Here is a 12,721-nt window from a genome sequence, read left to right on the forward strand (position 1 = left end):
TAGTAAGTTTTAGGTTAAAATCTCTACTTTACAATCAACTGTAAGACGTATTTTTGACGGGTGACAAAAAGGAGGCGATCAAACCTCCCATTTTAGTTACTTTTACATTGCACTCGCGTGTGAATCAATGTGATGTTGCTCGGAGGGAATAGCGTCCCAGCCTTCTTTAATCGTTCTAAGAATATCACTCACATCATCTAATGCTTGAACATCATTATTGATGTTAGCTTCGGTTATACGGCGCAGCATAAAGTCGTACAAATCACCCAGATTTTTGGCGATATCTCCACCAGCCTCCATGTTCAAACTATTATTTAAACCGGTAATAATGCCAATAGCTTTACCTATAAATACACCTTTGTTAGCCAAGTCATTGTTCTCAATGGCGTAGCGACTTTGAGCTAGGCGTTGCAGCGCTCCATCAAACATCATTTGAATAATACGATGCGGTGAAGCAACTGAGATTTCACTATCTAATGAAACTTTACGATACGACTGAAGAGAGCTTCTCATTAAAAACCTACCTATTAGAATCTATAGTCTTGTACATATTTAGCTGTTGCTTACTTTTGCGTCCTGCGTGCAGCAGAGACTGCCGGTGTGCCTTAATCATATTAGCTTTGGCCTCAAATGATTGGCTCAACGTAATCTGCTTTTTCAATTCAACAGCATCGGCTGCTGTTGCATCTTTAAAAGCATTAACAAGTAAACTTTGACGCTTGCCAACTAACTCCTGCAAATATGATACCAACTCATCGGTGGTTTCATCTTCAGCAGGCACAGTATTTAACTTATCTAACAGTGTGTCCAGTTCATCATTTAATTGGTGTAAAGACGTTAGATCCACTCCAAACTCCTTAGAAACCAAAGGTAAAATTATTGCGATTATGAACCGATAACGCCCGGTAACGAATTCAGTCTATCTGCTAATCCCGCACTTTGCTGATTCAACTGGCCAACGACCAAATCCATCGCATTGAACTGTTTAAATAGACGTGCTTGTAGCATTTCCATTTTTAAGCTAAATGCTTCACGTTGATCATCAAGACGCTGTTTATCATTGGTTAACGCATTATCACGACTATCAATCAATCCACCAGATTTAACGTAGCCTTCAACTAAGTTATCTAAGCTAGCGGCAATACCTGTATCTGGGGTCGCAAATAAGCCCTCAACAGAGCCCATATCTTCGGCGATGACTTTATCGAGTTTTTCATCGTTGATAGACATTTTACCGTAGCGGTCAGTCTCAATACCGATGTCGTAGAGTGCGATAGTTTCACCGTCGACATCAACGCGATTACTGATCATATTTCGCATCTGTGATTCAATTGAACGGATCATTGAGTCACCCTGCAAAGCAGCAGCCTCTTTTTTTTCGGTGTCATATTTTGACAAATTACTAATTGACTCGACAAGAGTGTTATAGGCGTCGACAAACCCCTTTACATTCTCTTTTACGGCTTCATTATCTTGCTCAATCTTTAAGGTCGAAGTTTTAGCAAGATCTGCATCAGTCAAAGACAGGGTCACACCGGCAATGGCATTTTCCACATCATTAGTTTGTGAAGTCACTTTTTGACCGTCAATATGTAACACCGCATCTTGCGCAGCTTGTAAGGTTTCTAAACTCCCCGAGCCAAACATGTCGTTTAGACCTGAGCCTGAACCAACAGCATCTGTCGCCGTTACGCTGATTTGATTCTCTGTACCGGTTTCATCAGAGCTGAATACGATGCGACTGCCGCCATCGCTTTTAATGACGGTAGCGGTGATGCCTGAGTTATCTGCTGATTCATTGACTTTTTTGGCAATGGCATCGAGTGAATCACCCGCCTCAATAGCGACGGAAAAAGCTTTACCGTTAACTTCAAGACCTAGTGAGCCCTGCCCTACCCCCGCAGTTGCATCGGCAACATTGTTACCGGCCAGCTTATGCGCAGCAGCAAGCTGATCGACTTGGATTTGATAACTGCCAGATTGAGCATTTTTATCCGCTTTAGCGGTAAAATAATCACTGTCGCCAGTGGATACTTTACGAATATTGAGTGCTGCGGGATCGTTTAATTTTTCGAGGGCTTCCTGAAACGTAGATAAGTGGCTTTTTAGGGTACCCATTGCCGACACTTTGGCTTCAATCGTCGCCTCTGTTTTATCAAAAATCGCTTCTTTTGGTACTTTTTCGGCATCAACTAACACTTTTACAATGGTGTTGATATCTAAGCCAGAACCTATACCGGTCGCTGTTAATGCCATTTTTGCCCCCTAGACAAATAAGTTATTTTTTGACGCTCAACCTATGCTTCAGTCTTAAGCAAAGATCCCGCCACTTCTGCAAGTTTTTGTGCTAATTCGAGTGCTTCTTCATTAGGGATCTGCCTAATGACATCCCCAGAGTCGACATCTAACACTCTGACAATATTTTGCCCTGATTGCTCATCGACCTTAAAAGCCAGGCCTTTACGCATCAGCGACATCATATCATTAAGCTCATTCGCGACTTCATGTATGTCTGCGACTTTCTCTTCAGTATCCTTGGTCAGCGATGTTTCTTCAACGCTGCGAGCATCGTTAACAAGAGCCACTCTATTCACTGAGTCAACTTCAGTCGGTGTAATGCTTAGTTCCTGTTTAACAGCAATAGAACTGTTAGCACTCGTGAAATTCACATCCATTGTCATACATCACCTCGGTAACTACTCAATCTAGGACGTATACCTCTATCTATTACGTCAAGGTTTATAAACAACAAAGGGAGATTCATCACGAATCTCCCTTTAAACCAAGACTTTATCGGTAAATACTCTTAGCGAGAAACCTGATTAAAGAAGAGATAATGCAACTTGTGGCAATTGGTTAGCCTGAGCAAGCATCGCAGAACCCGTCTGTTGTAATACTTGATTCTTAGTCATTGCAGACGTTTCTTTAGCAAAATCCACGTCTACAATACGGCTCTTAGCATCAGCAACGTTTGCTTGTGTGTTGGCACTGTTGCTAATGTTGTGTGATAGGCGGTTTTGTGCCGCACCTAAAGTACCTCTCTGACCATCAATCGTCGCAATTGCTGCATCAATGGCAGTAATTGCTGTAGCTCCTCCGCCAGCAGCTGTCACATCTAATGCGTCTACAGCTAAGGTTGCAGCATCCGATTGTGTTATGTCAATTGTAACATTCTCTCCGCCTTGATGGCCTACCTGAAAGTTTTTCGCTGTAAAAGTGCCATCTAGTAAATTGGTATCACCAAATGCAGTTGTATCACCGATTGCAGTTATCTCCAAAATGAGTGCATCCATCTCTGACTTTAATGCAGTTAAATCGCTAGTGCTATTCGCGCCGTTAGTAGCTTGCACTGACAAATCACGCATACGTTGAAGCATATTTGTCTGCTCTTGCATTGCGCCTTCTGCAATTTGCGCAACAGATATAGCGTCGTTGGCGTTACGCATACCCACATCTAAACCACGAATCTGTGAATCTAGACGGTTAGAAATCGCAAGACCCGCAGCATCGTCTTTCGCACTGTTAATACGAAGACCACTTGATAGACGCTCCATTGAAGTCGCCAAACCTTGGCTAGAAGCATTCAAGTTCTTTTGCGCTTTCATAGAAGTCACGTTTGTATTTACTGTAATAGCCATAATTTGTTTCCTCTTTAATACCTGGCTTTAAAACTTGCCTGTCTATTTAGCCAGGCGGGTCTATTGGGTTACAGTAACTTTAACGGCTGCGATTTTTTAATCTTTAGTACTTTTTTCAAAAAAAATATTTTGATTAAAAGAATGCAAATAAACAATATCAATATCAGAGCATTAAGTAGACATCAAAAACTGAAAAAACCATATTCACAGGGTTAACAGTCAATATGGTTTTTTAAGTTGAGGCTAGGCTAACCCATTGTAAGTAGTCTGTTAAACTAAATCGACACTATCAATTAACCAAGTAATGACAAGGCAACCTGCGGCAACTGATTAGCCTGCGCCAGCATGGAACTACCTGTTTGTTGTAGCACTTGGTTCTTGGTCATTTGAGCCGTTTCTTTGGCGAAATCTACATCCACAATACGACTTTTTGCATCAGCAACGTTCGCCTGTGTATTAGCACTGTTACTAATATTATGAGAAAGCCTATTTTGGAATGCACCTAAAGTACTTCTCTGACTGTCGATAGTCGCAATTGCTGCATCAATGGCAGTAATTGCTGTAGCTCCTCCGCCAGCAGCTGTCACATCTAATGTGTCTACAGCTAAGGTTGCAGCATCCGATTGTGTTATGTCAATTGTAACATTCTCTCCACCTTGATGACCAACTTGGAAGTTTTTTCCAGTAAAATTGCCATCTAATAAAGGAGTGTTGCCGAAAGCAGTAGTATCACCAATAGCTGTTATCTCCAAAGCGAGTTCATCCATCTCTGACTTTAATGCAGTTAAATCGCTAGCGCTATTCGCACCGTTAGTAGCTTGCACTGACAAGTCTCGCATGCGTTGTAGCATGTTGGTTTGTTCCTGCATCGCTCCTTCAGCCACTTGTGCAACTGAAATACCGTCATTGGCATTACGCATGCCCACGTCTAAACCCCGCACCTGTGAATCTAGGCGGTTAGAAATTGCCAAACCTGCAGCATCGTCTTTTGCACTGTTAATGCGAAGACCACTGGATAAGCGCTCCATTGATGTAGCTAACCCTTGGCTTGAAGCATTTAGGTTCTTTTGCGCTTTCATTGATGTAACGTTGGTATTAACGGTAATAGCCATTGTGATTTCCCTTATCTAAAGTTACCGCCAAGACTTCAGGCTTGGCTAATTTCGGTTAATTTGAATTCTAATTATTTAGGTGGAATGCCAGGCTTAAATGTAATCAAACAATGACACGCTACCGACCTTAGTAAAAACGCTTGATGCGGCATTAAGAGCTTGTTGTTGCTGCTCCAATTGCGTTATCGCCTCGGCGTAATCTAAATCTTCCAACATAGAAAGAGCCGAGTTATTAACAATCTTTTCTTCTTCATGAGTTGCGGCGTAACTGTCTAAACTTTTTAAACTATTACCAGCAGCGCCCCGAGCAACATCCAATTGATTCATACCACTATCGATATTATTCAATACCTGTGCCAACTCTGATTTACCCGCTGGAGTATTAGCCATATTTGGGTCTTCAATGAGTGCTATTGCACTATTGATGGTATCGAGCAAACTCACCTCTGGCTTGTGTTCCAGCGTAAATGAGTCCCCTGCTGCAGGCTTTCCGTCTAATTTAACTTCCATACCGTTAAACGATACCGGATTGTTTGGGTCAAACGCCGGTACCGTAGTTACCACAGTATTTGACGAATCTCTGACTTCTAAATCGTTACCGACCATGGTAAATTTGAAGGTATCTGGCGTATGTGTCGCTGGATCTGTCACTTTCGCGCTCTCGACAGTAAACTCGCCGGTTTGTGAGGCCAAATAATTGACACTGTAATCACCCAAACCATTAGGAGAGTTCATAAAAGCTTGGTCGCCGGGAATATTGGCGCCTATTGTTGTCCCCGATGCAACCACTGTTTCTCTTACGCCACTATCACCGTTGTAAACCGCATTACCACTGGCATCAAATTCAAAAGGTTGATCCGCTGTATTAAAGCCACCAAATAAATAATTACCTGACTCATCTTTACTATTAGCAATAGCCATCAATTCATCTAAGGTACCGCGCAGTTCATCGGCAACAGTTTGCCGATCAGTGTCGGTCAATGTGCCGTTTACCGCCCTAAGAACTTGCTCTCTCGCACTACTGGCTAATGTTGACGCACTCCCCAATTTACTTTCTGTAATGGATAAGCGGTTTGTCGCGTAATCAATATTCATAATAAATTGATCGACTACAGCATTTTGTTGGTTAAGGTTACCAATGCCCGCAGCTGCGACAGGATCATCACCAGCACTATTAACTCGCTTCCCTGTAGATAACTGCTCGATAATTTGGCTAGTTTGCGACTGTTTACTAGTCACACTATTAATATTTTGATGAAACATTTGCGCTGTTGAAATTCGCATGGTGTTAGTTCCTAATCCTTGCTCTAATCATTAACTTCATTAACGTAGAGAGCTAAATAGTGTGTTAAATATCTCATTAGCTGTTGTCATAATCCGTGCCGATGCCTGATAAGACTGTTGGAAACGCATTAAATTGGCTGCTTCCTCATCTAAGTTGACCCCTGACACGCTTTGATTTCGAGTATAAGCTTGGTTGTAAATAGCTTCGGCTGATCCCATCGACATCTCGGCCGATTTTGTTTTACTGCCCACATCTAACTTTGTGTTCTCAAACACATCGTTTAGAGTAGTTTTACCACCATTCATTAACTTGGCTTCGTTCAATTTAGCCATGTTGACCATATTGGTGTTGTCGCCTTCAGCAGCGACTGCGGAACCAGCTGCAGCAATGCCTTTAGGATCTGTCATCACCACTGAGATTGATGAGGCTGCGCCAGAAGTCGGTCTTATTTCAAATGTATCGCCAGATGCCATCGCACCAGTCTCAATATTGATGCTAAAGCCATCAGCGCCCTCAAGCTTGGTGCCATTTAATATTAGCGGCGTAACATTGCCGCTAGCGGCATCTTTTAGCTCGTAAGTTGATGGTGCGGTAAACTTCAATTCATAACTACTGCCGCTTAGGTCTCCAACCTCATCAATATTAACGCTTAATGCTGCGGTACCTGTATTTGTTGATAGTGCTCCTACACGGCCTATTTGCATTGATGGGTCATTGATATCGGTAAAAATGTTACCGCCGACCTGACCATTTAAATCGAAGCCCTGAGCTTGAGCTTGGTTAAAAGCATCACTAATACCCAAAGCCAATTGACCAAGCTCCATTTGCGATGGTAATAGTGTTTCGTCACGATAATTAACTAATGCACCTAGCTGGCCGCCTAGTTTACTCGCGTCAACCACCATGCTTTTATCACCGGATTGGGCAGTGATCTGAAGCTCATTGGGATAAGGATCGCCTTGAAATGTCCCCATTTGCATCGACTTTTCACCCGACACCAGCATGACCGAACCACCCAGCATAATGCTCTTAGCGCCTGAATCTAATGGCACCACATTTACAGAAGCATATTCGCTAAGTTCCAAAATTAATGCGTCTTGCTTATCCAGCAATTGCATATCTTGGCCTTGGGATTTCATCAATTCACGGTTAATGTTACCAAGTTCATTGCTGATCTCATTGATGCGGTCAGTTACCGCAGCAATCTGATCATTGGTTTGGCTCATTTGGCCGTCAAGGTGACCTTGCATTTGGTTGACGGTATTTGCTAGATTCTTAGCATTAGTTAAAAGTGAATCTCGCATACCAATATCACCCGGTACATCAGCTAACGCATTCATACTGGCAAAAAAATCATTCAGCCCTTGCGGTACCGCTTTTCCTAACTGAGAGAAAATCTGGTCGAGTTCACTCATTTTACCAAAAGTGGTTTGCGACTCACTCACCGCAGTAGAACCTATCCGCAGCTCTCGGGTCGCATAATCGTTGTACACACGTTTAACGTCAGATACATAAGTACCTGCGCCATAAAAATCATTACCTACACGCTGGGAATCTAGAGCCGATTGCGAAACTACCTGGCGGTTGTAGCCTGCAGTATTAGCGTTAGCAATGTTATTACTGGTAATAGCTAATTGTGACTGCGAAGCCAGCACGCCCGTACGAGCAATATTCATTAAATCTAAAGACATAATTACTGACTCCCTAAATCAAGAGGATGAACAACTTGTGTTTGCACTATTTAACCCCTTGTAAAACATCTTTAAAGTCACGAGTAATCGTCTGCATTACTTGAATAACTTTATCAGCGTATTTCGGATCGGTTGCATAGCCTGCATCTTGTAAAGAACGGATAAAAGCCTGTGGATTTGCAGCTTGTTTTAACGCATCTTGGTAACGCTCACCATTCCCAACAAAAGCAACAAAGTCATTAAAGCTTTGACCAATATCCTCATAGACTCTGAAGTTGGCTCGCTGCTTAACAGCAATGCCTTGTTCATATTCCAACGTGTTAACAGATGCATGTTCGCCCTGCCAACGACTATCGGCCTTTATATTGAATAAATTGTTACTTTGCTGGCCTTGTTGACCCTTAACCATTTTTTGCCCCCAACCAGTTTCGAGAGCAGACTGAGCAATCAATATTTCAGGTGTGGTACCTAGCTCTTTTGCCGCTTTTTCAGCATGAGGATACAAACGCGAAACGAACTCTTGTTGACTAGTAAAGTTTGCCTGAGACTTGTCAGCATCGACAGCCGCTGACGGCAATACTTTGCCACTTAATACTGAATCTAAGGTGTCTGTTTGTTTGATTGAAAATAACGGATGATTGGCAACCATTGCTTGATTTGAGCCAGACGCAATTAAGCTACTAGGTTGATTAACTTGTTGCGGTGTTATTTGATTAGCCCCTGCAAATGCTCCAGCTTCTGTAGCTATGCTATTCAAGCTTGGTGTCCTTGATGACGGCATTTGCATTACATCAGGTTTGTCCATGGTTAATGCTACCGCTTTGGAACTTGCATTAATATCACCGCGTAATACAGAAGCTGGTGTCATGGGGCTGTTTGCTGGGTCGAGTTGCTGCACCATAAGGTCGGCTAAACCTAACATGCCTTCACCCGATAAATTCAATGACATCTGCTGGTCATGCATCTGCTCATAAAACTGAGTATATTGGCTGTTCATTGGACTGTCTGATTCAAAGACAGCATTGGCGTCACGCATGCTTTGCATCAGCATTTGCACAAAGATCCCTTCAAATTGCTGGGCAACTTCTTTTAACGCGCTGGTTTCATCTTTTTGCGCTCTGGATCTTAATGAGTCTAGGCCTCCAAGATCCAGAAATTGCGATGCGTTCGACAACTTCTCCATGACACCTTTCCAATAAAACTGACAATATTTAGATAATTATCAGTTCACCATGCAAAGCCCCTGCCATCTTTAACGCTTCAAGAATTGCCAGCACATCTGACGGTGCAGCGCCTACTAGGTTAACCGCCCGAACTAGCTCATCTAGCGTGGTTCCAGGGTTAAACATAAACATACGACTATCTTCTTCTGCCACATCAATAGTGCTATCTGTAGTGACTGCGGTTTGACCATTTGCAAACGGATTAGGCTGAGAAACCTGAGTTGCCTCGGCAATTGTCACCGTTAGTCCACCATGGGTTACCGCTGCTGGCAATAATTTGACGTTTTGACCCACGACAATCGTACCGGTGCGAGAGTTAACAATCACCTTGGCTGATTCTGCGGCGGGCTCAACTTCAATATTCTCAAGCGTTGCCAAAAAAGATACCCGCTGTGATACATCTCGTGGTGCACTGACTTGCACTGATGCTGCGTCAAGTGGCCTTGCCATGCCAGGGCCTAACAGATCGTTAATCGCATCGGCTAAACGTTTTGCAGTTGAGAAGTCCGCACGGCGCAAGTTAAAGGTTAAATGATCGCCGGTAGAAAATGGCGTTGCTACAGTACGCTCAATAATCGCGCCATTGGGTATACGTCCAACTGTTGGTGTGTTTTGAACAACTTTAGAGCCATCCATCCCTTCGGCGCTAAAACCACTGACAACCATGCTGCCTTGAGCAATGGCATACACATTACCGTCAACCCCTCTTAAGAAGGTTTGCAGTAACATGCCACCACGTAAACTCTTTGCCTCACCTAAACTTGAAACCGTAACATCTAGGGTTTGACCCGGCTTGATAAACGGCGGCATGTCAGCACTGACGGCAACAACCGCGATGTTTTTAATCTTGGGTCTAAAGTTATCAGGCAAGTTAATGCCAAAATTCTTCAACATGGTTTTAAAGGTTTGCTCGGTATAACGGGTCTTTTCCCCCGTACCCGGTAAACCCACCACTAAACCGTAGCCGATTAACTGGTTACTACGCACACCCTGTACGTTTGCAATGTCTTTGATACGCTGGGCATGAACGGGAGCCGTCAATACCAACATGACACATAGCAATGCTAATTTTAATTTCATCATCCTAAATCCTTAGCAATAGGCGCCAATATAGAGCCTAAAACGGCCACCAGCTGCCCATAAAGAACGAGGCTAACCACCCCACTTTTTGTACTTCGGCGAACGTACCCGTTCCGCTGTACTGAATACGAGCATTAGCCACTCTTTGTGAGTCAATCGTATTGTCAGGTCGAATATCTTGCGCGCGAACAATACCGGTAATGCGAACAAACTCGTCACCGTTATTGATGCTTATCCATTTTTCACCACGAATAACCAGGTTACCGTTATTAAGCACCTGCATCACGTTAGCTGAAATACTGCCAGATAAGCTGTTGCTTTGGTCGGCGTCAGATTCGCGCTTGGTATTCATGCTGTCTTTGTAGCGTAAATCGATGGGATTGCCGCCAATGGTCACATTGCCGCCGCCAGCATAAATGGGGTCAAGCGACAGATCTGTGCCTTTAGAGATCTCGTTATTGGCGCTCTTTTTAGCCTGAGTCTGCTCCATCAATAACACGGTAATGATGTCACCCACTTTTAACGCTTTAATATCAGAGTAAAGGCTCGATGCCTGACTATCTTGATACATAGAGCCGGTTGCAGCGATTTTGGTTGGCGGCGCTTCAGGATAAACTGGCGCGTAATAAGGATCATCAGCAATTGGCTTGCCATTGGTCGAATTACAAGCCGATAAAGCCACCATAAAGAAAACAGCCCACAAACGCTTCATAGTCAAAGCCTCTTAAAATATCTTAAAGATTCTGGTTAACGTAAGACAACATCTGGTCAACCGCAGAGATCACCTTTGAGTTCATCTCATAAATACGCTGACTTTCAATCAGGTTTACCAGCTCTTCGGTCACGTTCACGTTTGAGGTTTCAAGCGCCCCCTGACGGATTGCACCCATACCATCGAGTGAAGCCGTACCTTGAATAGGTGTGCCACTTGCCCCAGTTTCTACGTACAGGTTTTGTCCCATTGGGTCGAGTCCCGACGGATTAATAAAATCGGATATGGCTAATTGACCTACCACTTGGTTTTCGGCATTACCTGGCGTCTTAACAGAGACTTCGCCTTCTGCCGAGACGGTAATGCTAGTGGCGCCTTCTGGAATGGTGATAGCAGGCTGGATCACATAACCTGAACCCGGCGTTACGATTTGGCCGGTTTCATCTAAACTAAACTGACCATTGCGGGTATAAGCTGCGGTGCCATCTGGCATCTGCACTTCAAAAAAACCTGGGCCTTCAATCATCAAGTCGAGCGAGTTATCAGTGGTCAACATGTTGCCCTGAGTAAACATCTCTTGAGTTGCGACCACTTTAGTACCGGCGCCAATACTTAAACCATTGGGCAATTTAGTATTCGATGCGCTAATGCCGCCAGCTTGACTGACGTTTTGATACAGCAAGTCTTCAAATACAGCACGGCTCTTTTTAAACCCGACGGTACTGGCGTTAGCCACGTTATTAGAAATAACTGAAATATCGGTTTGTTGAGCGTCTAAACCAGTCTTACTTATCCATAAAGCGGGATGCATAGTGTCTCTCCTAGCTTATGCGCATTAAGGAAGAGGACGCGCGATCGTTCTCTTCTGCTGTTTTCATCATTTTCACTTGCATCTCAAACTGACGCTGTAGGTCAATCATAGATACCATCTCATGGACGGCATTAACGTTACTGCCTTCCACTGCGCCGCTTAGCAGACCGACGCTTGGATCGGCCTGCGCATTCTCACCCGACATTAAACGGAACAAGCCGTCTTCACCGCGCATTAAATTTTGATTACCCGGGTTGACCAACTTGATGCGAGCAACCTCTTCAATCACCTCGGCTGTGGCACCCGACGGACGAACAGATACAATGCCATCTTGGGAGATTTCGACCTTTTCAATGGGTAGCGGCAATACAATCGGGCCATTGTCGCCCATCACTGCCGTGCCTCTATCATTACGCAGCACACCAGAGTTATCGAAACGCAAGCTGCCTGAACGGGTATACGCTTCACCGCCATTTTCAGCTTGCACAGCAATCCAGCCATCACCTTTGACGGCAATGTCTAAATCACGCCCAGTGGTTTTTATTGGACCGCAAGAAAAATTAGCTGACGGACTTTCTGTCATCGAGAACACGCGCGTAGGTAGACCTTCGCCAAAAGCCTGCATAGAGCGAGCTTGAGCAAGAGAGGCTTTAAAGCCATCTGTATTTGCGTTTGCTAAATTGTTGGCACTGACCGCCAACGAATTCATATTCTGTTTTGCGCCGCTCATCGCGACATAGAGCAATTTGTCCACTTTACACTCCGTCAAACTTCCGTCTAACGAAATTAATAGCAAACATCGTGCCAAGATATACAAAGAAGGACGCTACGCTGCTAGGACGTGACTATTGACTTTAATTGAATGCCACTGCGAGGGCGTCGCGTTGCGACTTCTAGATCCTAGGTTAAAGCTAAGATGAACAAGCAAATACGAACGGCCTGCGGCCTGACGGCACGTGACTGTTTGATTGAATTGAAGGTCACTACGGAACGCTTCGCTTACGGAAAAGACTTAACAGATTAAACTGACGGCATAAATGCCGACCTACGAAAAAAGAAGGTTCTAGGTTCTAGGTTCTAGGAAAGCATAAAGATCAAAGCAATTGCATAAATAAAACCAATGCAAGCTTTTGACTTTTATTGCGTTTTCTCTAGGACCTAGAAGCGTC

The 12,721-nt window shown here is 43.9% G+C and carries 13 protein-coding genes; all 13 read right to left on the reverse strand.

Annotated elements, in window-relative coordinates; translation table 11 throughout:
* Window positions 1-102: 102 nt before the first annotated feature.
* The 13 genes from fliS to flgF all read right to left on the reverse strand — a co-directional run bounded on the left by fliS (window position 103) and on the right by flgF (window position 12,306).
* The gene (gene fliS / locus ACVBIO_RS02960; protein ID WP_447171918.1) at window positions 103-513 is read right to left on the reverse strand and encodes a flagellar export chaperone FliS; all 411 of its coding nucleotides are present in this window, start codon (window positions 511-513) and stop codon (window positions 103-105) included.
* Window positions 514-520: 7 nt separating this feature from the next.
* Window positions 521-847, reverse strand: a complete 327-nt coding sequence (locus tag ACVBIO_RS02965; protein ID WP_447171919.1) for a hypothetical protein — start codon at window positions 845-847, stop codon at window positions 521-523.
* A 38-nt stretch (window positions 848-885) separates the two neighbouring features.
* A complete protein-coding gene (gene fliD / locus ACVBIO_RS02970; protein ID WP_447171920.1) occupies window positions 886-2,256 on the reverse strand; it encodes a flagellar filament capping protein FliD in 1,371 nt (456 codons plus the stop codon).
* A gap of 41 nt (window positions 2,257-2,297) precedes the next feature.
* Window positions 2,298-2,675, reverse strand: a complete 378-nt coding sequence (locus ACVBIO_RS02975; protein WP_447171921.1) for a flagellar protein FlaG — start codon at window positions 2,673-2,675, stop codon at window positions 2,298-2,300.
* Window positions 2,676-2,822: 147 nt separating this feature from the next.
* Window positions 2,823-3,638 (reverse strand): flagellin N-terminal helical domain-containing protein, encoded by an 816-nt coding sequence (locus ACVBIO_RS02980; protein ID WP_447171922.1) that lies wholly within the window; start codon window positions 3,636-3,638, stop codon window positions 2,823-2,825.
* A gap of 293 nt (window positions 3,639-3,931) precedes the next feature.
* Window positions 3,932-4,750, reverse strand: coding sequence for a flagellin N-terminal helical domain-containing protein (locus ACVBIO_RS02985; RefSeq protein WP_447171923.1), 819 nt, complete (start codon window positions 4,748-4,750; stop codon window positions 3,932-3,934).
* Window positions 4,751-4,843: 93 nt separating this feature from the next.
* Window positions 4,844-6,034 carry a flagellar hook-associated protein FlgL gene (gene flgL / locus ACVBIO_RS02990; RefSeq protein ID WP_447171924.1) on the reverse strand — a complete coding sequence of 397 codons (1,191 nt, stop codon included), beginning with the start codon at window positions 6,032-6,034 and terminating at the stop codon, window positions 4,844-4,846.
* A 39-nt stretch (window positions 6,035-6,073) separates the two neighbouring features.
* The gene (gene flgK / locus ACVBIO_RS02995) at window positions 6,074-7,726 is read right to left on the reverse strand and encodes a flagellar hook-associated protein FlgK (RefSeq protein ID WP_447171925.1); all 1,653 of its coding nucleotides are present in this window, start codon (window positions 7,724-7,726) and stop codon (window positions 6,074-6,076) included.
* Between the two features lie 46 nt (window positions 7,727-7,772).
* Window positions 7,773-8,909 carry a flagellar assembly peptidoglycan hydrolase FlgJ gene (gene flgJ, locus ACVBIO_RS03000; protein WP_447171926.1) on the reverse strand — a complete coding sequence of 379 codons (1,137 nt, stop codon included), beginning with the start codon at window positions 8,907-8,909 and terminating at the stop codon, window positions 7,773-7,775.
* A gap of 28 nt (window positions 8,910-8,937) precedes the next feature.
* Window positions 8,938-10,029 carry a flagellar basal body P-ring protein FlgI gene (locus ACVBIO_RS03005; protein WP_447171927.1) on the reverse strand — a complete coding sequence of 364 codons (1,092 nt, stop codon included), beginning with the start codon at window positions 10,027-10,029 and terminating at the stop codon, window positions 8,938-8,940.
* 37 nt (window positions 10,030-10,066) lie between these two features.
* On the reverse strand, window positions 10,067-10,741 hold the full coding sequence (flgH, locus tag ACVBIO_RS03010) for a flagellar basal body L-ring protein FlgH (protein ID WP_447161425.1): 675 nt from the start codon (window positions 10,739-10,741) through the stop codon (window positions 10,067-10,069).
* Window positions 10,742-10,763: 22 nt separating this feature from the next.
* Window positions 10,764-11,552, reverse strand: a complete 789-nt coding sequence (gene flgG / locus ACVBIO_RS03015; RefSeq protein ID WP_447161426.1) for a flagellar basal-body rod protein FlgG — start codon at window positions 11,550-11,552, stop codon at window positions 10,764-10,766.
* 10 nt (window positions 11,553-11,562) lie between these two features.
* Window positions 11,563-12,306 (reverse strand): flagellar basal-body rod protein FlgF, encoded by a 744-nt coding sequence (gene flgF, locus ACVBIO_RS03020; RefSeq protein ID WP_447171928.1) that lies wholly within the window; start codon window positions 12,304-12,306, stop codon window positions 11,563-11,565.
* Between the last annotated feature and the right edge of the window lie 415 nt (window positions 12,307-12,721).

It is taken from the genome of Shewanella sp. 0m-8, from assembly GCF_052977265.1.

Excerpts from the sequence above, each read along its gene's own strand:
- fliS (WP_447171918.1), bottom strand. The coding sequence starts at position 513 with ATGAGAAGCTCTCTTCAGTCGTATCGTAAAGTTTCATTAGATAGTGAA.
- fliD (WP_447171920.1), bottom strand. The coding sequence starts at position 2,256 with ATGGCATTAACAGCGACCGGTATAGGTTCTGGCTTAGATATCAACACC.
- ACVBIO_RS02975 (WP_447171921.1), bottom strand. The coding sequence starts at position 2,675 with ATGGATGTGAATTTCACGAGTGCTAACAGTTCTATTGCTGTTAAACAG.
- ACVBIO_RS02980 (WP_447171922.1), bottom strand. The coding sequence starts at position 3,638 with ATGGCTATTACAGTAAATACAAACGTGACTTCTATGAAAGCGCAAAAG.
- ACVBIO_RS02985 (WP_447171923.1), bottom strand. The coding sequence starts at position 4,750 with ATGGCTATTACCGTTAATACCAACGTTACATCAATGAAAGCGCAAAAG.
- flgL (WP_447171924.1), bottom strand. The coding sequence starts at position 6,034 with ATGCGAATTTCAACAGCGCAAATGTTTCATCAAAATATTAATAGTGTG.
- flgK (WP_447171925.1), bottom strand. The coding sequence starts at position 7,726 with ATGTCTTTAGATTTAATGAATATTGCTCGTACGGGCGTGCTGGCTTCG.
- flgJ (WP_447171926.1), bottom strand. The coding sequence starts at position 8,909 with ATGGAGAAGTTGTCGAACGCATCGCAATTTCTGGATCTTGGAGGCCTA.
- ACVBIO_RS03005 (WP_447171927.1), bottom strand. The coding sequence starts at position 10,029 with ATGAAATTAAAATTAGCATTGCTATGTGTCATGTTGGTATTGACGGCT.
- flgH (WP_447161425.1), bottom strand. The coding sequence starts at position 10,741 with ATGAAGCGTTTGTGGGCTGTTTTCTTTATGGTGGCTTTATCGGCTTGT.
- flgG (WP_447161426.1), bottom strand. The coding sequence starts at position 11,552 with ATGCATCCCGCTTTATGGATAAGTAAGACTGGTTTAGACGCTCAACAA.